Below are 21,946 nucleotides of genomic sequence, written 5' to 3' on the forward strand. Positions count from 1 at the left end.
CTGGGCGGGTTCCGGGTCCGGCCCGAGCGGGGTTCCGGGCCTGAGCGGGCTCTGGGCTGGGCGGATTCCGGGCACGAGCAGAGGCCAGGCCCGAGCAGATGCCGGTCCCCAGTGGATTCCGGTCCTGATCGCCCGCCCCCGTGACGGGCAGGGCCGACGGAACCAGGGAGTCGCCCCCCTCCGCCCGTCGGCCCGCGCCCCTACGAGGCCGCCGCGGGGTCCGGTGACGGGACCGCCGGGCCGCCACCGCCCGGAGAGCCGCTGTCGTCGTCGCCCACGGCGATACCGCGCCGCTTGGACACGTACACCGCGCCGACGATGACCGCGATGGCGAAGACGGCCACCAGCGCCCGTACCCAGGGGTTCGCGTCCGCTCCGTAGCTGAACTGCACCACCGCCGGAGCGATGAGCAGCGCGACCAGGTTCATCACCTTGAGGAGCGGGTTGATCGCCGGGCCCGCCGTGTCCTTGAACGGGTCGCCGACCGTGTCACCGATCACGGTCGCGGCGTGCGCGTCGCTGCCCTTGCCTCCGTAGTGCCCGTCCTCGACGAGCTTCTTGGCGTTGTCCCAGGCACCGCCGGAGTTGGCGAGGAAGACCGCCATCAGGGTGCCGGTGGCGATGGCGCCCGCGAGGTACGAGCCGAGCGCGCCGACCCCGAGGGTGAAGCCGACCGCGATCGGCGCCAGGACCGCGAGCAGCCCGGGCGTGGCCAGTTCGCGCAGGGCGTCCTTGGTGCAGATGTCGACGACGCGCCCGTACTCCGGCTTCTCCGTACGGTCCATGATCCCCGGGTGCTCGCGGAACTGCCGCCGGACCTCGTGGACGACGGCTCCGGCGGACCGGGAGACCGCGTTGATGGCAAGCCCGGAGAAGAGGAAGACGACCGCCGCGCCGAGGACCAGGCCGACGAGGTTGTTGGGCTGGGAGATGTCCAGGCTCAGCCCCAGATCCCCCGCCCCGGCCCCCACGTCGGCGACCGCCGTGGCGATGGCGTCGCGGTAGGAGCCGAAGAGCGCTGCCGCCGCCAGGACTGCGGTGGCGATGGCGATGCCCTTGGTGATGGCCTTGGTCGTGTTGCCGACGGCGTCCAGGTCGGTGAGCACCTGGGCCCCGGCTCCGGTGACGTCCCCGGACATCTCGGCGATGCCCTGGGCGTTGTCGGAGACCGGTCCGAAGGTGTCCATGGCCACGATGACGCCGACCGTGGTGAGCAGCCCGGTTCCGGCGAGCGCCACCGCGAAGAGCGCCAGCATGATCGACGTACCGCCGAGGAGGAACGCCCCGTAGACGCCGAGGCCGATCAGCAGGGCGGTGTAGACGGCCGACTCCAGGCCGATGGAGATACCGGCCAGCACCACGGTCGCCGGGCCGGTCAGCGAGGACTTCCCGATGTCCTGGACGGGGCGCCGCTTCGTCTCGGTGAAGTAGCCGGTGAGCTGCTGGATCAACGCGGCCAGGACGATGCCGATGGCCACCGCGACCAGGGCGAAGACCCTGGGGTCGCCGCCGTGCCCGGCGATCGCGTCGTCGGTGACCCCGCTCAGTTCGGCGTACGAGGACGGGAGGTAGGCGAAGGCGGCGACGGCCACCAGGGCGAGCGAGACCACCGCGGAGACGAAGAAGCCCCGGTTGATCGCGGTCATCCCGCTGCGGTCGGCGCGGCGCGGGGCGACCGCGAAGATTCCGATCATCGCGGTGACGACGCCGATCGCCGGGACCATCAGGGGGAAGGCCAGACCGGAGTCGCCGAAGGCGGCCATGCCGAGGATGAGTGCGGCGACGAGCGTCACGGCGTACGACTCGAAGAGGTCGGCGGCCATGCCCGCGCAGTCCCCGACGTTGTCGCCCACGTTGTCGGCGATCGTGGCGGCGTTGCGCGGGTCGTCCTCCGGGATGCCCTGTTCGACCTTGCCCACGAGGTCGGCGCCCACGTCGGCGGCCTTGGTGAAGATCCCGCCGCCGACCCTCATGAACATGGCGATCAGCGCCGCGCCCAGGCCGAATCCCTCCAGCACCTTGGGCGCGTCGGCCGCGTAGACGAGCACCACACAGGAGGCGCCGAGCAGCCCGAGCCCCACCGTGATCATTCCGACCACGCCGCCCGTACGGAAAGCGATCTTCATCGCCCGGTGCGAGACGGTGGTGAGATCCTTTTCCGGTTCTCCCTCTGCCGGAGTCGCCTCACGCGCCGCTGCGGCCACACGTACATTGCTCCGTACGGCGAGCCGCATACCGATGTATCCGGTCGCGGCCGAGAAAAGCGCGCCCACGAGGAAAAAGAGCGAACGCCCCGCGCGCTGTGACCAGTTGTCGGCCGGGAGCACCAGCAACACGAAGAACACGACGACGGCGAACACGCCGACCGTCCGCAGCTGCCGGGCCAGATAGGCGTTGGCGCCCTCCTGGACCGCCGCGGCGATCTCCTTCATACGCTCGGTGCCTTCGCCCGCCGCCAGGACCTGGCGCACCAGCAGCCGGGCGACGATGAGCGCGGCGACGGCCACGACCGCCACGACGATGACGATCAGCCGGTTGTCGTCGGTGAGTACCGCCGCCGCGAGAGCGGCGGGCCGGTCGGAAAGTGCGGATTCTCGCATCGGTTCGGCCAGGGGGGTGGCCATGGGGGTGGTGAGGAACTCCGCCATACGTCCTCCTTGACGCTCAGCGCTCAAGACGTGGACGGATTGTAGGGAGCGGAACGGGATCAAAACAGTGGTCGGGAAGAGAATTGATCGCACTCCCCCCAACGCCGAAAGATCGACGGAGGAATTCTCCCCGAATGCAGTAATGGGGAAGGCGCATTACGCGAAAGAAATCACGCGGGATAAGGCGGGATCAGGTGGGATCACACGGGGCCGCACGGGGCCGCACGGGGCCGCACAAGAAAGGCCCTGCTCAGCAGGGCCGGAAAAACAAGCAGCACGAGCGGGACAGCGACGACCCCGCACAGCCCACGTACAGGGGGCGGCCGCGCACCCCAGGAAGTGACCGGGCACCGCCCCGAAGCCCACCCACAGGACGTACGGGCTCACGCCCTGCCCCAGGAGCTCAACGCGTTACGGGCTCACGCCGTGCAGGACGGCATACGCCGCAGCCGAGCCGCCTCAGGGGCGCACCGCGGCAAGGGCCGTCGGCCAGCTCATACGGATGGTTCCGCCGCCCGCGCCGGAGCGGACTTCCACGTCGTCGACGAGACCGCTGATGACCGCGAGGCCCATCTCGTCCTCGGCGCCCTCGCTCTCGGGCTCGTCCGGGCCCCCGGGCGCGCCGCCGCGCGCTCCCGGCCCGGCCGGGTCGCTCCCGGGACCGGGAACGCCGTCGCCGACCTCGATGGAGAACGCCTTCTCCTCCTCGATCAGCGCCACACTCACCGGCGCGGTGATGCCGTGACTGCGGTGCAGCCCCACGGCACGGCTGCACGCCTCGCCGACGGCGAGCCTGACCTCGTCGAGCACCGCCTCGTCGACGCCGGCCCGGCGCGCCACGGCGGCCGCCACCAGGCGGGCCGTCCTGACATGTTCAGGCTGGGCGCTGAAGCGGAGTTCAACGGTGGCCATGCGATCCCCCTCGAACGTTCGGGCGTACGCCTCAGAGGCCCCGGGCCTGAGCCCGGCACCCTGATCTTCTCCGCCGGCACCCTGCTTCTTCTCTTCCGGAAGCCGACGGATCTCTTCTCTCTTCCGGAAACCGGCGGAATCGACGAAGCCGACAGCCGGCCCGAAGGCCGACCGCCTGCCCGTCGCGGCCCAGGTGCTGCTGCCGCCGGTCCGTCCACTGCCTGACCGGCCGGCCCGGAGGCCGGCCGAAGCCGACCTCAGTCGGTGGCGGCGACAGCCTCGTCGACCGTGGTGTGAATCGGGAACACCTTGGTCAGGCCCGTGATCCGGAAGATCTTGAGAATGCGCTCCTGGTTGCAGACCAGGCGCAACGAGCCCTCATGGGCCCGGACACGCTTCAAGCCGCCCACGAGCACGCCGAGGCCGGTGGAGTCGAGGAAGTCGACACCTTCCATGTCGACAACCAGGTGGTAGCTGCCGTCATTCACCAACTCGACCAACTGCTCGCGCAGCTTGGGCGCGGTATACACATCAATCTCGCCACCGACCTCGACGACCGTACGGTCGCCACCAGGCCCGGACACATTGCGAGTCGACAGGGACAGGTCCACGGATCCTCCAGCACCTTGCTATCGAGCGGTCGCCCCTCGGTCTCCCCGACGGAGGCCAGGGGACGGATCGCCAGCCGCGATGGCATTCAATCACTTACCAGCAGCCATGCACGACGCCTTGGGACCATTGTCCGTCACGCCAGTGACACACTCGGTGCCGATGGCCAAGAATCACCGTCCCGGACGACCACCCGAGAGTGGGGACATGCGCCCCTCTCCCGACATGATCCTCGACCGGCTCGCCGCAGGGGCGGGCCGGGCCGCGCGCATCACTCATACGGAGCACCTGCCCCCCAGATCGGGAACCCATGCCATCTGGCCGGATCGCATCCGGCCAGAAGTGATCTCGGCGGTCGAAAAGGCCGGGATCGCCCATCCGTGGGCTCATCAGGCGACCGCCGCCGAGCACGCGCTGGACGGCGAATCGGTCGTGATCGCCACCGGTACGGCGTCCGGCAAGTCGCTCGCCTACCTCGCCCCGGTCCTCAGCACCCTCCTGGACGGCTCCGAGGCCCCGAACGGCCGTGGGGCGACCGCCCTGTACCTCGCCCCCACCAAGGCCCTGGCAGCCGACCAGCGGCGCTCCGTGAAGGCGCTGGCGGCTCCCCTCGGCAACGCCGTCCGGCCTGCGGTCTACGACGGCGACACCCCCGTCGAGGAACGCGAATGGGTGCGGCAGTACGCGAACTACGTCCTGACCAACCCCGACATGCTGCACCGCGGGATTCTGCCGTCCCACCCCCGCTGGTCCTCCTTCCTGCGCGCGCTGCGCTTCGTCGTGATCGACGAGTGCCACACCTACCGGGGTGTCTTCGGCTCCCACGTCGCCCAGATCCTGCGCCGTCTGCGCCGCCTCTGCGCCCGCTACGGGGCCGACCCGGTCTTCCTGCTCGCCTCCGCCACGGCGGCGGCCCCCTCGGTCGCCGCCGGGCGGCTGACGGGTCTGCCGGTCAAGGAGGTGTCCGACGACGCCTCCCCGCGCGGCGAGCTGGTCTTCGCCCTCTGGGAACCCCCGCTGACCGACCTGCACGGCGAGAAGGGCGCCCCGGTACGCCGTACCGCCACGGCCGAGACCGCCGACCTGCTCACCGACCTGACCGTCCAGGGAGTGCGTTCGGTCGCCTTCGTACGCTCCCGGCGCGGCGCGGAACTGATATCGGTCATCGCCAAGGAGCGCCTCGCGGAGGTGGACCGCTCGCTGCCGAAGCGGGTGGCCGCCTACCGCGGCGGCTACCTCCCCGAGGAGCGCCGCGCCCTGGAACGGGCCCTGCACTCCGGCGAGCTCCTCGGTCTGGCAGCCACCACCGCCCTCGAACTCGGCATTGACGTCTCCGGCCTCGGCGCGGTCGTCATCTGCGGCTATCCGGGCACCCGGGCCTCCCTCTGGCAGCAGGCGGGGCGGGCGGGCCGCTCCGGGCAGGGCGCCCTGGCCGTCCTGGTGGCCCGGGACGATCCGCTGGACACCTATCTGGTGCACCACCCCGAGGCGCTGTTCCGGCAGCCCGTGGAGTCGACCGTGCTGGACCCGGACAACCCCTACGTCCTGGCCCCCCATCTGTGTGCCGCGGCCGCCGAACTGCCCCTCACCGAGCCCGACATCGCGCTCTTCGGACCCGCCGTGCCCGAGCTGCTGCCGCAGCTGGAGGCCGCGAAGCTGCTGCGTCGGCGGGCCTCGGGCTGGCACTGGACCCGCCGCGAGCGGGCCGCCGACCTCACCGACATCCGGGGCGGGGGCGGCCGTCCCGTCCAGATCGTCGAGGAGGGCACCGGCCGACTGCTGGGCACGGTCGACGCGGCCGCCGCCCACACCGCCGTCCACGAGGGCGCCGTCCATCTCCACCAGGGCCGCACCCACCTGGTCCGGAAGCTGGACCTGGAGGACTCCGTCGCCCTGGTCGAGCAGGCCGACCCCCCGTACTCGACCGTCGCCCGCGACACCACGGCCATCTCCGTCCTGGAGACCGACACCGAGATCCCCTGGGGCCAGGGGCGGCTCTGCTACGGCTCCGTCGAGGTCACCAACCAGGTCGTCTCCTTCCTCCGCCGCAAACTGATCACCGGCGAGGTCCTCGGCGAGACCAAGCTCGACCTGCCTCCCCGCACCCTGCGCACCCGCGCCGTCTGGTGGACGGTCACCGAGGACCAGCTCGACGCCGCCCGCATCAACCCGGAGATCCTCGGCGGCGCCCTCCACGCGGCCGAGCACGCCTCGATCGGCCTCCTTCCGCTCTTCGCCACCTGCGACCGCTGGGACATCGGCGGGGTCTCGATACCGCTGCACCCGGACACCCTGCTGCCGACGGTCTTCGTATACGACGGCCACCCGGGCGGCGCCGGATTCGCCGAGCGCGCCTTCCGCACCGCCCGTACGTGGCTGACGGCGACCCGCGAAGCCATCGCCTCCTGCGAGTGCGAGGCGGGCTGCCCCTCCTGCATCCAGTCCCCCAAGTGCGGCAACGGCAACGACCCCCTGCACAAACGCGGAGCCGTACGCCTCCTCACCGAACTCCTCAGGGCGGCACCCCCGGAGCCGGAGGAGGTCCGGGGATCTCCGTAGAGCCAGGGCCTCCGGAAATCCAGGGGCCGCCGGAGGAGCTGGGGTCTCCGGAGGGCCAGGGGGCATCGGAGGAGCTGGGGCCACCGAAGTTCCAAGGGCCGCCAGGGGAACTGGGGTCTCCGGAAAGCCAGAAGGCTCCGGAGGGCCAGGAAGTATCGGAGAGCCAGGGGGCATCGGAGGGTCAGGGGGCATCGGATCGGACGGCGGAGGCGCGGACACAGGCGCGGGCACGGGCACGGGCACGGGCCCAGACAGCCCGGGAGGCCCGGAAAGCGGAGGACCGGCCCGGGACCTGACGGCGGGTTCGTAGGGCCCGAAGCGCGCCCGGGCGGTCACATCGGCGATCTCCCCCTGCACGGCACAGCGGACGATCACAGCCCCCTGCGCCGCCGCCACACGCCGCGCTGCCCCGCAGGCGGCCTCGACCCCCTCCAGCGCGCGGTCGGCCGCCGCGAGGGCCGCCAGGTCCGCGGCCCCACCCGCCCTGTGGCGGGCGGACACAGCCTGCCCCAGGGCGAGGACGAGGGCGAACACCCCGCACAGGGCGACCACCGTGACAGCCACCCACACCGTCGCCACACCCCGATCCAGCTCCCGACCCCACTCCCCCTCCCGCTCCCAGCTCCGGCCCCGGTCTCTGCCCCGCATCCAGGCCCTGCCCCAGCAGCTCCCCCCGCCCCGGCCCAAGGTCCTGCCCCGCCTCCTGTCCAGATCCCAGCCCTGGCCCCGTTCCCGACCCCGGCCTCTGCCCCAGCCCCGGTGCCGGTCCCGGTCCTGCACGTCCCCTCTCCTCACGGCCCGGCACCTCCCACCGAGTCCTCCGCCAGGGCCGCCGCCTCGGCGTTCAGCGTCAGGGCCAGCGCCGCCGGGCCCGGAGTCGGGGCCTCCACCGTGACGCGCCACAAATCTCCGGCCCTCCGCACCGCGACCCGGGCCCCGCGGGGCGCCGCGTCACGCGCGGCCGAGAGCACCGCCGCCTCCGGCTCCGAACGGGCCGCGGCCCTGGCCCCCGCCCGGGCCGCGTCCACGCACCGGATCTGGGCGGAAGCAGCCACCAGTGCCCAGAGCCACGCCATGGCGAAGGCCACCAGCACCGGGATGACCACGGCCGCCTCCGCCGTCACCGCTCCCCTGTCCCGGCACCGAACTCCGGCTCGGCTTCCGGCTCGCCCTCCGGTTCCTGCTCGTCTCCCGGCCCGGGTTCCGCCCCGGTCCCGGGCCCCGGTCTCAGAACTTCGCATCGAGCGCGCCCTCGACCAGGGACTGCAAGGCCGACAGCACCGGCCCGCTGTTCACCACCTTGTAGAGCACTGCCGCGAAGGCACATGCCGCGATCGTGCCGACCGCGTATTCGGAAGTTGTCATTCCGGAATCGGACGGTCGGCCCGGCCTCGCCGACCACCGCGCGAACCACGTCGACGGCCAGTCCGGCAACCGCGTCGAGCGCCGTGCCCGGCAGGGTGCGCCGGCTGCCTGTACCGCTCGTTCCGTGAACTTCTTCTTGTTCATTTCATCCCCCGATGGGCATCGATCGACAACGCTCGGACGTCCGAACAGAACGCCCTGAGCAAGTGAGAGAAAGCGAGTGAGAGAGAAGAGAAAGGGCAGAGACCGGTCGAACGATGCGCCGACCGGGCCCACCGCTCCTACCTCGCGGCGAGCAGTCCGCCCGCCAGGCCGACGATCACCGGCGCCACCCCGACCGCCAGGAAGGCGGGAAGGAAGCAGAGCCCGACCGGTGCGGTGATCAGGACTCCGGCCCGCTGGGCACGTGCCACCGCCGCACCGGCCCGCTCGGCCCGCATCGCCTCGGCCAGCCGGGAGACCGGCTCAGCGGCCGGGGCCCCGGTGGCTCCGGCCCGGTGCAGACAGCGGGCCAGCGGTCCGGCGCCCGGTATCTCCCCGAGCCGCCCCCACGCCTCGGCGGGCTCCCCTCCGAGGCGGATCTCGGCGGCGGCACGGGCGAGGCGATCGCCGACCGGGCCGCCGATGGACTCGCCCACCGCTTCCGCCGCCTCGCGGGGCCCGGCTCCGACGGCGACGCAGGCCGCCAGCAGGTCGGCGGCCAGAGGGAGCTGCGCGGCGATCACGGCCCGCTCCTCACGGGACTCCCCGGGGCCAGGTCGGGGCCGGGGCCGCTGCCCGCGCCACACCCCGTACGCCGCAGCCGCACCGACGGCGCAGCCCAGCAGGCCGCCCACCAGGAACCACCCCGTCAGCCACACCCCGGCCGGAGCGGCCCACCGCGCGGCACCGGCAGCGGGCCCGGCACGGCCACCCGCCCCGGCACCGCCGCCCGCCCCGGCCCGTACCCGTACGAGGACAGTCCGGGACCACCGGTCGGCCCGCACGGCCGGTGCGGTCTCCAGCAGCCGCGCGCCCCGGCCACGCACCGACCGTCTCCGGCGGCCCGCCGCCACGACGAATGCCGACTGCGCCCCGGCGCCCAGCAGCGCCCCCAGCATCCCCAGGCTGTGGAGAACTTCTCCGGTCACGTTCACGGCGCCTCCCCTCCGCGCACGATCCGGCAGGCCCAGAACAGCCCGGCGGCCTCCAGGAGCACCCCCACCGCCAGACAGAACAGCCCCACCGGCGTGTGGAGCAGCACCCGCAACGGGTCGGCCCCGAGCGCTCCGCCCAGCCCCAGACCCGCCACCGGCAGCAGCGCCAGAACCACGACGGTCGACCAGGCCCCCGCCAGCTGGGCCCGCAGCTCCTCCCGTCTGCGCCGGTCGGCCCGTAACGCCTTCTCAAGCCGGTCCAGGCCGGCCGCGAGACCGGCCCCGCCGTCCACGGCCACCCGCCAGCAGGCGGCCATCCCGGACAGGCCGCCCAGCCCCGGCCCCTCCGCCGCCTGCCGCAGCGCCGCGGGCACATCGCCCCCGAAGCGTGCGGCCGCCAGCACAGCGGCCTCCGCGTCCCCGAGCCACGCGCCACCGCCCGGCCCGCCCCGGGCCCGCGGGTCCCCCTCCGCCGCGCACTCCCGCAGCCCGGCCAGCAGCGCCCGCCCCGGCTCCTGCCCGGCCCGCAGCTCCCCGACCACGGCCCCGCACAGCGCCGCCACCGTGTCCGCCGCCCGCTCGCGCTGCCGCCGCCGGGCGCGACCGTGCAGCCACCTCCGTACCAACGGCACCGCCACCGCTCCGGCGAACAGCGGCAGCACCGACGCACCGAGCACGGCGAGCAGCACCGCCACCGGAACGCACCACCACTCGCGCCGCTCCACGGCGAGCTTCCGGACCCGGAGCAGCCTCGGCCACCACCGCCCCGCCCGCCACGGTTCGACCGGCCCGTCCACGAACAGGACCCTCGCCCGCCGCACCCCCGGGTCCCGCATCGCCACCAGCCACACCGCCGCACCCGCGCAGAGGGCCGCCGCATGCACCGCATGGACCGAAACTCCCCCCGTCACAGCGCACCCCCGATCAGCGACTCCAGCCGCGCCCAGCCCCGCTCCGGAACGAACCCGTCCGCGCCCCAGCTCAGCGCGGGCACCGTGAACACCAGGCCGGCCGCGTCCCGCTCCAGGACATGCACATCGGCGATCCGCCGCCGTCCGGCCCGGTCCCGTACGAGGTGCACGACCACCGAGAGCGCGGCGGCCAGCTGGCTGTGCAGAGCGGTCCGGTCCAGCCCCGCGGCGGTCCCCAGCGCCTCCAGCCGGGCGGGCACGTGCTCGGCGGCGTTCGCGTGGACCGTGCCGCAGCCCCCTTCGTGCCCGGTGTTCAGGGCGGCCAGCAGCTGAGCCACCTCGGCGCCCCTGACCTCTCCCACCACCAGCCGGTCCGGCCGCATCCGCAGCGCCTGGCGCACCAGATCGTGCAGGGTCACCCGGCCCGCGCCCTCCTGGTTGGCGGGGCGGGACTCCAGGCGCACCACATGGGGGTGGTCGGGGCGCAGTTCGGCGGAGTCCTCGGCGAGCACGATCCGTTCGTCCGCGCCGACGGCGCCCAGCAGGCTGGCGAGGAGGGTCGTCTTGCCCGCCCCGGTGCCCCCGCTGATCAGGTAGGAGAGCCGGGCCTCCACCAGGGCCCGCAGCATCCGGTCGCCGCCCGGCGGCACGGTCCCGGCCTCCACCAGCTCCGCCAGGGAGAAGGCGCGCGGGCGCACCACCCGCAGGGAGAGGCAGGTCGAGCCGACGGAGACCGGCGGCAGCACGGCATGCATCCGCGTCCCGTCCGGCAACCGCGCGTCCACCCACGGCCGGGCGTCGTCCAGCCGCCTGCCCGCGACGGCGGCGAGCCGCTGGGCCAGCCGCCGCACCGCCGCCGCGTCCCGGAAGGTGATCCCCGTCAGCTGAAGGCCGCCGCCCCGGTCCACCCACACCCGGTCGGGCGCGGAGACCAGCACATCGGTCACCTCGGGGTCCGCGAGCAGCGGCTCCAGCGCGCCCGTCCCGACGAGCTCGCCGCGCAGTTCGGCCGCCGCCCCGAGCACCTCGGCATCGCCCAGCAGCCGCCCCTGGGCCCGGAGCGCGGCCGCCACTCCGGCAGGTGTGGGCGCGTCACCGCTGCGCGCCAGCCGTTGGCGTACGGCGTCGAGCAGCGCGTCGGTCATGGTGTGCCTCCCCCGGCCGGTGCCACGGCGGAACCGGGCTCCCCCGCCGCCGCTGCCGCCTGCTCCCAGAACTCCGCGCAGAAGCGGGCCAGCGGGCTGCGGGCGCTGCCGCCGGGTGGCGTTCCACTGTCCTGGGCCGTCAGGAGGCCCGGTTCCAGGGGCAGTTCGCCGAGGAGGGGCAGGCCGATGGCCTGGGCGACCCAGCGCTCGTCGAGACCTGCCGCGTAGGGCCCCCGCGCCACCACGCGCAGGTCGTCCAGCACCATGCGGGCCATGGACGCGACGCGCTTGGCCGCCGCGACCGCCCGCAGCTCACCCGGCACCACGAGCAGGCCGAGGTCGAGCTGGGCGAGGGCCTCCGCCACCCCCTCGTCCACCCGGCGCGGCAGATCCACGACCACCACCCCGCCGAGCCGTCGCGCGGCGGCCAGCACCGCCTGCACGGCCTGCGGCGCCACGGCCACCTCGCCGTCCCGGCCCCAGCTCAGCACCCGCAGCCCGTGCAGCGCGGGCAGGGAGTCCTCCAGGGCTCCACCGCCGAGGCGCCCCTTCGAGTGGGCGAAATCCGGCCAACGCATCCCCTCGGCCCGTTCGCCGCCGAGCAGGACGTCGATACCCCCGCCCAGCGGGTCGGCGTCGATCAGCATCGTTCGCCGCCCGGCCCTGGCGGCACTGACGGCGAGGGCACAGGCCAGCGTCGATGCGCCGGAGCCGCCCCGTCCGCCGATCACCCCGACCGTGAGCGCCGGCCTGCCGACACCCTCGGCCGCATTGGCGATCTGGTCGACGAGCCAGCCCTCGGAGTCGGGCAGCCGCAGCACATATTCGGCCCCGATCTCCACCGCACGCCGCCAGACGTCCGGGTCGTCCTGGTCCCGCCCGACCAGCATCACCCCCCGTCTGCGGGCGGCCCCGCGACACCGCGCGGCCGCGTCGTCGCCCACCAGGACCATCGGAGCCCGCTCCCAGCCGCCCCGTCGCGCGGGTGGCCCGTGATGGACTTCCGGCTCCGCCCCGGCCGCCGCGCACAGCCGCAGCAGGTCGTCGAGCAACTCCACGTCCTCCGTCACGATCAGCGGCCCGCCGCGCCGCCCCTCGGCGACCGTCAGCCCTTCTCGCGTGAGAGATCCAGCCACGCCCTCCGCCCCCTTCTCACTGCCCCTTCGGTGCGGTTCGCGGTGATCTCGGAGCGTTTCCGAGATGCGCGATTCCGGTACCCGCGGACTTCGCGGGAGGAATCAACGTGCAGCACCGCGGAAAAACATGTGGATCTTGCTCGAAAACTGTGGACAACTTCAGCGTTGTGAATAACTCCGTCACCCGGACCAGCGACTTCCGCAGCGCAGCCCCGCTGCTACACACTGTGACGAGACGGGGCGGCGCCGACGCCTCGCACGGACAGGCCCGTCGAGGGCCGGGAGGGAGGGAAGCGCTGGGGCCCGGGGAGCAAAACGCGTCCGGACATGCGACGACCCCCGCCGGGGGGGAGAGCGGGGGTCGTCCCCACGGCCGACTCGGGGGGGGAGGAGCCGGACCGGGGTTAGCACGGTCGCGAACGATCCGTGACTTCCATGGTGTACCCGAGGGCCTTCTCAGGCAAACCCACGCGCCGGATTTTACGCCGAATGGCGGGCGCCTATGCTCAGCGTTGTGGAAAACTGCTTCTCGCCGCGCACAGCAGCCTTCTTTGACCTGGACAAGACGGTCATTGCGAAGTCTTCGACGCTGACCTTCAGCAAGTCCTTCTACCAAGGCGGCCTGATCAACCGCCGCGCCGTACTGCGCACCGCGTACACACAGTTCGTGTTCCTGGCCGGGGGTGCCGACCACGAGCAGATGGAGAAGATGCGTGCCTACCTCTCCTCCCTCTGCAAGGGATGGAACGTCCAGCAGGTCAAGGAGATCGTCGCCGAGACCCTGCACGACCTGATCGACCCGATCATCTACGACGAGGCGGCCACCCTCATCGAGGAACATCACACAGCCGGCCGTGACGTGGTCATCGTCTCGACCTCCGGCGCGGAGGTCGTCGAACCGATCGGCGAACTGCTGGGCGCCGACCGGGTCGTCGCCACGCGCATGGTCGTCGGTGACGACGGCTGCTTCACGGGAGAGATCGAGTACTACGCCTACGGACCGACCAAGGCCGAGGCCGTGAGGGCGCTCGCGGTATCGGAGGGGTACGACCTCTCGCGCTGCTACGCCTACAGCGACTCGGCGACCGACGTACCGATGCTGGAAGCGGTCGGCCACCCGCACGCGGTCAACCCCGACCGCGCGCTGCGCCGCGAAGCGACCCTTCGCGAGTGGCCGATTCTCGTCTTCAACCGCCCGGTCCGGCTCAAGCAACGACTGCCCGCCTTCTCGATGCCGCCCCGCCCGGCACTGGTGGCCGCCGCCGCGGTCGGCGCGGCAGCCGTCACCGCGGGACTCGTCTGGTACGCCAGCCGACGGCGCACCGCCGGAGCGACCCTGGCCGGGTGACCGAGCACCCGGACGACCGGGTGACCAGGCGACCGGGGCAGGCCCCACCCGGGGCAGCGGCGAAACGCCGCCCGACCAGCCGTCCAACCACCCACCCGGCCAGCCGCCCGATTCGCCCTTGATTGAACCTAAAAGTAAAGAAGTGGGGCCAGGGCTTTCCCTTCCCCCCTCCCTGGAGTACAAAGGAGTCAACGGCCCGCGAGACCAAGGACATCCGTGAGGATGACCTGTAACGCAGTGATGGCCCCACGGACCGCGCACGGAAGTCGAGCACCCACGCGACGTCGACCCGTCGATTACGGGCCAGCCGCACCAGGTGACGGGCAAAGCACCCGACCTGATGGGCAATTTACGAGGACGCTTGGTAACTGGGCGGACGTGCCAGCGGCGGTACCGCACTTCGGTACCGCCGCAACCCTTTTCCCCGGGCAACAGGCCCCAGGCCCCGCCTACGCGGCGCCGCGCTGCAGGGCCTCGCAGACCGCCGTCGACTCGCGGACCCCCAGCTCGACCGAGCGTCCGCAGTGCGCGATCCACGCGGCCATGCCTTCCGGGGTGCCCGCCGTGTAGCCCTCGAAAGCCGCGACGTATGCCGCCCGGCCCTGTTCGGCATGGCCCACCTCGGCCGGGCAGATGGACTTCGGGTCCAGCCCGCTGCCGATCAGCACGATGCGCTCGGCAGTCCGCGCCACCAGGCCGTTGTGCGAGCCGAAGGGGCGCAGGGCCAGCAGCTCGCCGTGCACCACCGCGGCCGTCACCAGAGCGGGGGCCGCGCTGCCCGCGATGATCAGCTGCGAAAGCCCCTCGAGCCGTCCGGCCACCTCGTCGGCGGCGGGGAGCGGCGCCTCGATCAGGGGTTCGTCGACGGGTTCACCGGCCAGCCTCGGGCGCCCGACCGCGTCCTCCGGTGCGGCCCCGCCGGCCGCCACCAGGTGCAGCCGCGCCAGCACCCGCAGGGGTGACTGCCGCCAGATGGAGAGCAGCTGCCCGGCCTCCGCGGTGAGCCTCAGCGCGGCCCCCACCGTGCGCGACTCGTCGTCACCACTGAAGTCGGTGCGCCGGCGCACCTCCTCCAGATTCCAGTCGGCACCGGCCAGCGCCGCCGAACCGCGGGAGCCCCGCAGCGCCGCTTCGGCGGTGACCTCGTTGCTGCGGCGCCGCATGACGCGGTGACCGTAGACCCGGTCGACGGCCTTGCGTACGGAGTCCACGGCGTCGGGCACTCCGGGCAGGGAACCGAGCGCGGCGAGCGGGTCTGAGGCAGTCGTACTCATAAGTAGCGAGGCTACGCGCCCCCTACACCCGGACCGCCCCCAAGTGGCCATCTTCACGAACATCGACAGCGCACCGCGATCGACCCACTACCCTAGGTGAACATGAAGATCGCTTTCGTCGGGAAGGGCGGCAGCGGAAAGACCACGCTGTCCTCGCTCTTCATCCGCCACCTCGCCGCCAATGAAGCCCACGTCATCGCCGTCGACGCCGACATCAACCAGCACCTGGGGGCCGCCCTCGGCCTCGACGAGGCGGAAGCAGCCGCACTGCCCGCCATGGGTGCGCACCTCCCCCTCATCAAGGACTACCTGCGCGGCACCAACCCCCGTATCGCCTCCGCCGAGACGATGATCAAGACGACTCCGCCCGGCGAGGGGTCACGGCTGCTGCGGGTCCGCGAGGACAACCCGGTCTACGACGCCTGCGCGCGGACGGTCCGGCTCGACGACGGGGACATCCGGCTGATGGCCACCGGCCCGTTCGCGGAGTCCGATCTCGGGGTCGCCTGCTACCACTCCAAGGTCGGGGCCGTCGAACTGTGCCTCAACCACCTGGTCGACGGCCGGGACGAGTACGTGGTGGTCGACATGACGGCGGGGTCGGACTCGTTCGCCTCCGGGATGTTCACGCGCTTCGACATGACGTTCCTGGTCGCGGAGCCGACCCGTAAGGGGGTGTCGGTGTACCGCCAGTACAAGGAGTACGCGCGGGACTTCGGCGTCACGCTGAAGGTCGTCGGCAACAAGGTGCAGGGGCCGGACGACCTGGACTTCCTGCGCGCGGAGGTCGGCGAGGACCTGCTGGTCGGGGTGGGGCACTCCGACTGGGTGCGGTCCATGGAGAAGGGGCGGCCGTCCCGGTTCGAGCTGCTGGAGGCGGACAACCGGATGGCCCTCCAGGCCCTCCAGGACGCCGCCGAGGACTCGTACGAGCTGCGCGACTGGGAGCGCTACACCCGGCAGATGGTGCACTTCCACCTGAAGAACGCGGAGAGCTGGGGCAACGAGAAGACGGGCGCCGACCTGGCCGCCCAGGTCGACCCCGCCTTCGTACTCGGCGAGCGGCACGCCGGGGCGGGCGTCCCCGCACCCGCCTGATCCGCGCCACGCGGACACCCCGCCGCACTCCACAGCCCCCGACGCCCAGCACGCCGTCCCTTCATCGCCCCGTCACCCCGGCGGCCTTCAACCGGGGTGACGGGGCGATGGGGACAGCGGGGCTGCGGGAAGCGAGGGGACTAGCCGGCGTCCCCGGCCTCCGGTCCGGCCGCCTCGCCCTTCTCGGCCCGCTGGGCCGCGACGGCCTGGGCGCCGAGGTAGGTCTGCCAGCCCTCCTTGGGCTCCTCACCGACGCCGAGCGTGGTCAGCTTGGCCAGCACCTTGGGGTCCTGGGCGTCCAGCCAGTCCGCGAGCTGCTTGAAGGACACGCAGCGCACACCTTCCTTGGTGCACACCTTCGCGATGGTCTCCTCGATGGCGCGCATGTAGGTGCCGCCGTTCCAGGACTCGAAGTGGTTGCCGATGATCAGCGGCGCCCGGTTGCCGTTGTACGAGCGGTCGAATGCCTGGAGCAGGCCGTCACGCATCTGGTTGCCCCAGAACGTGTGCTGGGACGGGTCGCCCTGGGTCTTCGTACCGGACTGGTTGACCATGAAGTTGTAGTCCATCGAGAGGGTCTCGAAGGCGCGGCCGGGCATCGGGACGAGCTGGAGCGGGATGTCCCAGATGCCGTCCTTCTTCTTGGGCCAGACCTGGTTGCCGACACCGCTGGAGTCGTAGCGGAAGCCCATGTCACGGGCTGCGGCGACCATGTTCTTCTGCCCTTCGAGGCAGGGGGTGCGGGCGCCGATCAGCTCCTGGTCGTAGTCGAAGGGGAGCGGGGCCTCGCCCTTCAGCTCCGGAGCGTTGGTCTTCCAGTTCTTGACGAAAGCTTTCGCCTGGTTGATCTCGCTCTTCCACTCCTCGACGGACCAGGTGCCCACACCGCGGTCCGGGCCGCAGAAGTGGCCGTTGAAGTGGGTGCCGATCTCGTTGCCGTCCTTCCAGGCGGCGCGCACTTCGGCGAGGGTGTTGCGGATGCCCTCGGTGTCGTTGAAGCCGATGTCGGAGCGGCCCGCGGCGTGCTGGGGCGGCGCATAGAGGGATCGTTTCTCCTCAGGCAGCAGATACACACCGCTGAGGAAGTACGTCATGGTGGCGTTGTACTTCTTGGCGACACCCCGGAAGTGCGAGAAGAGCTTCTGGCTGTCCTCCCCGGCCCCGTCCCAGGAGAACACCACGAACTGCGGAGGCTTCTGACCCGGCGCCAGGCGCTGCGCGGCCGGCACCTTGGGCTGAGCGCCGGTGAAGGCGGTCGAGCCGTCCCCGATGAGCTTGACGGTGCCCTTCGGGGCGGCCTCCGGAGCGTTCTCCTTGGCGCCGTGGGCCCCCTTCTCCGCACCCGCGCCGGTACCGGCCTCGCCGGACGCGGCCCCTCCGGCCCCCGTACCGGAGCAGCCCGCGAGCACGGTGACCAGCGCCGTCGCCATGACGCCCATCGCGATCCTCTTCGTGGCGGCCATCATCCGCCCACCCTCTTCCTTGCAGGTTGTTTGCGTCGAAGTACCGACACGGCGCGGCCAAAGTCGCACGCGATCCCGCGAGAGGAGAGCGACAGGCCGAATGAAAAGCTGCCTATTCGCTGGAATGGGTGACGTGCTGACCTAAATGCCCTATATGCGAACCGCCGAGCTTCACTCTCCATTACGGTTCATTTACCAGGAGTTGCTGAATCGAATTGCTGAATCTCGCCGCCGCACGCCGCCCTGCAGGGCATCGCCCCCACCCACGCGGCCTCGCCCCTCCACCTGCGCACCCGCCGCCAGGACCGCACATCCCGCGGCGCGCGCACTCGCCACACCTCGGGGAACCAGCACCTGAACCGGACGGCCCCCGCACCCGTGAGACCTGGTGACCCCCTCCGCGCCGCACCGCAGAAGAAGCAGGACGGAACAGACAGGACAGACGGGTGGACGGACAGGACGGACAGGACAGAACGGCGGGGCGACTTTGCGCCACACGCCGTGAACACGCGTCGTAAAGCCGCCCTGACCTGCGGAGCGGGATCATGCTTCCATACACGAAGACACAGGTCTAAACCAATTCCCGGCAGACACTTGTCACCCGGCCCCGCGCCTGATGAGCTATGCCCCGGGACACCACGGACACCCTGGGACTGGGAGAAGTCGTGAGCAACGAGAGCCTGGCCAACCTGCTTCGGGAAGAGCGGAAGTTCGCTCCGCCTGCCGCTCTGGCCGCCAACGCCAACGTCACCGCAGCGGCGTACGAGCAGGCCGAGGCGGACCGGCTGGGCTTCTGGGCCGAGCAGGCCCGCCGCCTGACGTGGGCCACCGAGCCGACCGAGACCCTCGACTGGAGCAACCCGCCCTTCGCCAAGTGGTTCGCGGACGGCAGGCTGAACGTCGCGTACAACTGCGTGGACCGGCACGTCGAGGCGGGCAACGGCGACCGGGTCGCCATCCACTTCGAGGGCGAGCCCGGCGACAGCCGCGCCATCACCTACGCGGAGCTGAAGGACGAGGTCTCCCGCGCCGCCAACGCCCTGACCGAGCTGGGCGTCGGCAAGGGCGACCGGGTCGCCGTCTACCTGCCGATGATCCCCGAGGCCGCCGTCGCGATGCTGGCCTGCGCCCGCATCGGCGCCACGCACTCGGTGGTCTTCGGCGGCTTCTCCGCCGACGCCATCGCCACCCGTATCCAGGACGCGGACGCCAAGGTCGTCATCACGGCCGACGGCGGCTACCGCCGGGGCAAGCCCTCCGCGCTCAAGCCCGCGGTCGACGACGCCGTTTCCCGTATCGAGAGCGTCGAGCACGTCCTCGTGGTCCGCCGCACCGGCGAGGACACCGCCTGGACCGAGGGCCGCGACGTCTGGTGGCACGAGATCACCGGCCGCCAGTCCGCCGAGCACACCCCCGAGGCGTTCGAGGCGGAGCAGCCGCTCTTCATCCTCTACACCTCGGGCACGACGGGTAAGCCGAAGGGCATCCTGCACACCTCCGGCGGCTACCTCACCCAGGCCGCGTACACGCACCACGCGGTCTTCGACCTCAAGCCGGAGACCGATGTCTACTGGTGCACCGCCGACGTCGGCTGGGTGACCGGCCACTCGTACATCGTGTACGGGCCGCTGGCCAACGGCGCGACCCAGGTCATGTACGAGGGCACGCCCGACACCCCGCACCAGGGCCGCTTCTGGGAGATCGTGCAGAAGTACGGCGTCACGATCCTCTACACCGCGCCCACCGCGATCCGGACGTTCATGAAGTGGGGCGACGACATCCCCGCGAAGTTCGACCTGAGCAGCCTCCGGGTCCTCGGTTCGGTCGGTGAGCCGATCAACCCCGAGGCGTGGATGTGGTACCGGAAGCACATCGGCGCCGACACGTGCCCGATCGTGGACACCTGGTGGCAGACCGAGACCGGCGCGATGATGATCTCGCCGCTGCCGGGCGTCACCGCGACCAAGCCGGGCTCCGCCCAGCGCGCGCTGCCCGGGATCGCGGCCACCGTCGTGGACGACGAGGCCAACGAGGTGCCGGACGGCGGGGGCGGCTATCTGGTCCTCACCGAGCCGTGGCCCTCCATGCTCCGCACCATCTGGGGCGACGACCAGCGGTTCCTCGACACCTACTGGTCGCGCTTCGAGGGCAAGTACTTCGCGGGCGACGGCGCCAAGAAGGACGAGGACGGCGATGTCTGGCTGCTCGGCCGGGTCGACGACGTCATGCTCGTGTCGGGCCACAACATCTCGACCACCGAGGTCGAATCCGCCCTCGTCTCCCACCCGTCGGTCGCCGAGGCGGCCGTGGTCGGCGCGGCCGACGAGACGACGGGCCAGGCCATCGTCGCGTTCGTGATCCTGCGCGGCAGCGCGACCGCCTCCGACGAGCTGGTCGCGGAGCTGCGCAACCACGTCGGCGCGACGCTCGGCCCGATCGCGAAACCCAAGCGGGTCCTGCCGGTGGCCGAGCTGCCGAAGACCCGGTCCGGCAAGATCATGCGCCGCCTGCTGCGTGATGTCGCCGAGAACCGCGAGCTGGGCGACGTCACCACGCTCACCGACTCCTCGGTGATGGACCTGATCACCACTCAGCTGCCGTCCGCACCGTCGGAGGACTGACGGGACGACCGAGAACGAAGAAGACCTTCTTGTACGGCTCCGATGGGCATCCGGCGACGCGCCGGGTGCCCGTCGTGGCTCCCGTACAGTGAAGGACGTGCCGCACGTGACGTCGTAGCGGCACGACACCGCCGTAGTCGCGAAAATCTTCACAGGGGCGCCGGGAAGTCTGGTCGGCACGGTCATCAGCCATGGCATCATGCCGTTCCCCACCCGGAGGTTCCCCCTCGTGGCCCCGCCCACCCCTGCCTCGCCCACGCCTTCCTCGCCCCGCCCTGCCCCGCCCACGCCCGACCCGGAGGCCCCGCCCCGCCGTACCCTGCTCGGCCGCCTCCCCCTCCCCGAGCGCACCTACCTGGCGGACGCGCTCCGCACCGAGACCGTCGGCGGGCTGATCCTGCTGGCCGCCGCCGTCACCGCCCTGGTCTGGGCGAACAGCTTCGACGGCTCGTACGCGGACGTCAGCGGCTTCCACTTCGGCCCCGCCGCCCTCGGGCTGGACCTCTCCGTGGCGCACTGGGCGGCGGACGGGCTCCTCGCGGTCTTCTTCTTCGTCGTGGGCGCCGAGCTCAAGCGGGAGCTGGTCGCGGGCCAGCTCCGCGATCCGAAGGCGGCCGCCCTCCCGATCGTGGCGGCCCTGTGCGGTATGGCGGTGCCCGCGCTCGTCTACACGCTCACCAACGTGGTGGGCGGCGGCTCGCTGTCGGGCTGGGCCGTTCCCACCGCCACCGACATCGCCTTCGCGCTCGCCGTCCTCGCGGTGATCGGCACCTCGCTGCCCTCCGCGCTGCGGGCCTTCCTGCTCACGCTCGCCGTCGTCGACGACCTCTTCGCCATCCTGATCATCGCGGTGTTCTTCACCGAGGACCTCGACTTCCTGGCGCTCGGCGGAGCCGCCCTCGGCCTGCTGCTCTTCCACCTCCTGCTCCGCTTCGAGGTCCGGGGCTGGTACGTCTACGTACCGCTCGCGCTGGTCATCTGGGGCCTGATGTACAACAGCGGCGTCCACGCCACCATCGCCGGGGTCGCCATGGGGCTGATGCTGCGCTGCACCCGGCGCGAGGGCGAGGCGCACTCCCCCGGCGAGCACATCGAGCACCTGGTCCGCCCGCTGTCGGCCGGGGTGGCCGTACCGCTGTTCGCGCTCTTCTCCGCCGGGGTCTCCCTGAAGGGCGACGCGCTGGCCGGTGTGTTCACCCGGCCCGAGACCCTCGGGGTGGTCCTCGGGCTCGTCGTCGGCAAGACCGTCGGCATCTTCGGCGGTACGTACCTCACCGCCCGCTTCACCAAGGCGGAGCTGAACAAGGATCTGGCCTGGGCGGACGTCTTCGCGGTCGCCTCGCTCGCCGGGATCGGGTTCACCGTGTCGCTGCTCATCGGCGAGCTGTCCTTCGCGGGCGACGCGGGCATGGTCAACGAGATCAAGGCCGCCGTCCTGCTCGGCTCCCTGATCGCCGCCGTGCTCGCCTGTGTCCTGCTCAGGCTGCGGGTCCGCAGATACCGCGAGCTGTACGAGGCCGAGGAACTGGACGAGGACGGCTCCGGGGTGCCCGACGTCTATGAACAGGACGATCCGGGGTACCACCAGCGGATGGCCGCGATCCACGAGGAGAAGGCGGCCGAGCACCGCCGTCGCGCCCAACAGGCGGGGGCAACGGGCAATGAGCCGGACAGTCCGGCATGATCTGACATCGGATGTGTCGAAGACGGAGAGGGAGTCA

The 21,946-nt window shown here is 72.0% G+C and carries 16 protein-coding genes and 1 pseudogene; 5 read left to right on the forward strand and 12 right to left on the reverse strand.

The window, feature by feature from the left end:
- Positions 1 to 200: 200 nt before the first annotated feature.
- The 3 genes from B7C62_14915 to B7C62_14925 all read right to left on the reverse strand — a co-directional run bounded on the left by B7C62_14915 (position 201) and on the right by B7C62_14925 (position 4,171).
- On the reverse strand, positions 201 to 2,648 hold the full coding sequence (locus tag B7C62_14915) for a sodium-translocating pyrophosphatase (protein ID ARF73413.1): 2,448 nt from the start codon (positions 2,646 to 2,648) through the stop codon (positions 201 to 203).
- A 459-nt stretch (positions 2,649 to 3,107) separates the two neighbouring features.
- Positions 3,108 to 3,560, reverse strand: a complete 453-nt coding sequence (locus B7C62_14920) for an anti-sigma regulatory factor (GenBank protein ARF73414.1) — start codon at positions 3,558 to 3,560, stop codon at positions 3,108 to 3,110.
- A gap of 257 nt (positions 3,561 to 3,817) precedes the next feature.
- Positions 3,818 to 4,171 carry an anti-sigma B factor antagonist gene (locus tag B7C62_14925; protein ID ARF73415.1) on the reverse strand — a complete coding sequence of 118 codons (354 nt, stop codon included), beginning with the start codon at positions 4,169 to 4,171 and terminating at the stop codon, positions 3,818 to 3,820.
- Between the two features lie 79 nt (positions 4,172 to 4,250).
- On the opposite strand from B7C62_14925, the gene B7C62_14930 reads away from it, so the two are divergent.
- Complete coding sequence (locus B7C62_14930; GenBank protein ARF73416.1) at positions 4,251 to 6,728, forward strand: DEAD/DEAH box helicase; 2,478 nt, start codon at positions 4,251 to 4,253, stop codon at positions 6,726 to 6,728.
- A gap of 240 nt (positions 6,729 to 6,968) precedes the next feature.
- Here the strand turns inward: B7C62_14930 and B7C62_14935 are convergent.
- From B7C62_14935 to B7C62_14965, 7 genes and pseudogenes are all read right to left on the reverse strand, one after another.
- Positions 6,969 to 7,376 (reverse strand): annotated as a pseudogene (locus B7C62_14935) (hypothetical protein).
- 143 nt (positions 7,377 to 7,519) lie between these two features.
- Positions 7,520 to 7,852 carry a pilus assembly protein TadE gene (locus B7C62_14940; protein ARF73417.1) on the reverse strand — a complete coding sequence of 111 codons (333 nt, stop codon included), beginning with the start codon at positions 7,850 to 7,852 and terminating at the stop codon, positions 7,520 to 7,522.
- A 103-nt stretch (positions 7,853 to 7,955) separates the two neighbouring features.
- Positions 7,956 to 8,162: a hypothetical protein gene (locus B7C62_14945; protein ARF77171.1), complete on the reverse strand. Its 207-nt coding sequence runs from the start codon at positions 8,160 to 8,162 to the stop codon at positions 7,956 to 7,958.
- Between the two features lie 212 nt (positions 8,163 to 8,374).
- A complete protein-coding gene (locus B7C62_14950) occupies positions 8,375 to 9,229 on the reverse strand; it encodes a type II secretion protein F (protein ARF73418.1) in 855 nt (284 codons plus the stop codon).
- Entirely contained in the window at positions 9,226 to 10,140 is a 915-nt protein-coding gene (locus B7C62_14955) for a type II secretion protein F (GenBank protein ARF73419.1), read from the reverse strand. Before B7C62_14955 ends, B7C62_14950 begins: the two co-directional genes overlap by 4 nt.
- The gene (locus B7C62_14960) at positions 10,137 to 11,285 is read right to left on the reverse strand and encodes a pilus assembly protein CpaF (GenBank protein ARF73420.1); all 1,149 of its coding nucleotides are present in this window, start codon (positions 11,283 to 11,285) and stop codon (positions 10,137 to 10,139) included. Before B7C62_14960 ends, B7C62_14955 begins: the two co-directional genes overlap by 4 nt.
- A complete protein-coding gene (locus tag B7C62_14965; protein ARF73421.1) occupies positions 11,282 to 12,421 on the reverse strand; it encodes a septum formation initiator in 1,140 nt (379 codons plus the stop codon). The genes B7C62_14960 and B7C62_14965 overlap by 4 nt, the downstream gene beginning before the upstream one ends.
- Before the next feature lie 502 nt (positions 12,422 to 12,923).
- Between B7C62_14965 and B7C62_14970 the strand changes: the two genes are divergently transcribed.
- Positions 12,924 to 13,769, forward strand: coding sequence for an inhibition of morphological differentiation protein (locus B7C62_14970; protein ID ARF73422.1), 846 nt, complete (start codon positions 12,924 to 12,926; stop codon positions 13,767 to 13,769).
- Between the two features lie 449 nt (positions 13,770 to 14,218).
- On the opposite strand, the gene B7C62_14975 is transcribed toward B7C62_14970, so the two are convergent.
- Positions 14,219 to 15,043, reverse strand: coding sequence for an oxidoreductase (locus B7C62_14975; GenBank protein ID ARF73423.1), 825 nt, complete (start codon positions 15,041 to 15,043; stop codon positions 14,219 to 14,221).
- Between the two features lie 102 nt (positions 15,044 to 15,145).
- On the opposite strand from B7C62_14975, the gene B7C62_14980 reads away from it, so the two are divergent.
- The gene (locus B7C62_14980; protein ID ARF73424.1) at positions 15,146 to 16,141 is read left to right on the forward strand and encodes an ATP-binding protein; all 996 of its coding nucleotides are present in this window, start codon (positions 15,146 to 15,148) and stop codon (positions 16,139 to 16,141) included.
- A gap of 140 nt (positions 16,142 to 16,281) precedes the next feature.
- Here the strand turns inward: B7C62_14980 and B7C62_14985 are convergent, their stop codons facing one another.
- Positions 16,282 to 17,607: a hypothetical protein gene (locus B7C62_14985; GenBank protein ARF73425.1), complete on the reverse strand. Its 1,326-nt coding sequence runs from the start codon at positions 17,605 to 17,607 to the stop codon at positions 16,282 to 16,284.
- A 620-nt stretch (positions 17,608 to 18,227) separates the two neighbouring features.
- Here B7C62_14985 and B7C62_14990 point away from each other — a divergent pair.
- Both B7C62_14990 and B7C62_14995 read left to right on the forward strand, forming a co-directional pair.
- Entirely contained in the window at positions 18,228 to 20,225 is a 1,998-nt protein-coding gene (locus B7C62_14990) for an acetate--CoA ligase (protein ID ARF73426.1), read from the forward strand.
- Positions 20,226 to 20,454: 229 nt separating this feature from the next.
- On the forward strand, positions 20,455 to 21,909 hold the full coding sequence (locus tag B7C62_14995; protein ID ARF77172.1) for a Na+/H+ antiporter NhaA: 1,455 nt from the start codon (positions 20,455 to 20,457) through the stop codon (positions 21,907 to 21,909).
- The last annotated feature ends 37 nt before the right edge of the window (positions 21,910 to 21,946 follow it).

This window comes from Kitasatospora albolonga (genome assembly GCA_002082585.1).
Classification (GTDB): domain Bacteria; phylum Actinomycetota; class Actinomycetes; order Streptomycetales; family Streptomycetaceae; genus Streptomyces; species Streptomyces stephensoniae.

Coding starts and splice junctions, on each gene's coding strand:
- B7C62_14915 (ARF73413.1), bottom strand. CDS start 2,648: ATGGCGGAGTTCCTCACCACCCCCATGGCCACCCCCCTGGCCGAACCG.
- B7C62_14920 (ARF73414.1), bottom strand. CDS start 3,560: ATGGCCACCGTTGAACTCCGCTTCAGCGCCCAGCCTGAACATGTCAGG.
- B7C62_14930 (ARF73416.1), top strand. CDS start 4,251: ATGGCATTCAATCACTTACCAGCAGCCATGCACGACGCCTTGGGACCA.
- B7C62_14960 (ARF73420.1), bottom strand. CDS start 11,285: ATGACCGACGCGCTGCTCGACGCCGTACGCCAACGGCTGGCGCGCAGC.
- B7C62_14970 (ARF73422.1), top strand. CDS start 12,924: ATGCTCAGCGTTGTGGAAAACTGCTTCTCGCCGCGCACAGCAGCCTTC.
- B7C62_14975 (ARF73423.1), bottom strand. CDS start 15,043: ATGAGTACGACTGCCTCAGACCCGCTCGCCGCGCTCGGTTCCCTGCCC.
- B7C62_14980 (ARF73424.1), top strand. CDS start 15,146: ATGAAGATCGCTTTCGTCGGGAAGGGCGGCAGCGGAAAGACCACGCTG.
- B7C62_14985 (ARF73425.1), bottom strand. CDS start 17,607: ATGATGGCCGCCACGAAGAGGATCGCGATGGGCGTCATGGCGACGGCG.
- B7C62_14990 (ARF73426.1), top strand. CDS start 18,228: ATGCCCCGGGACACCACGGACACCCTGGGACTGGGAGAAGTCGTGAGC.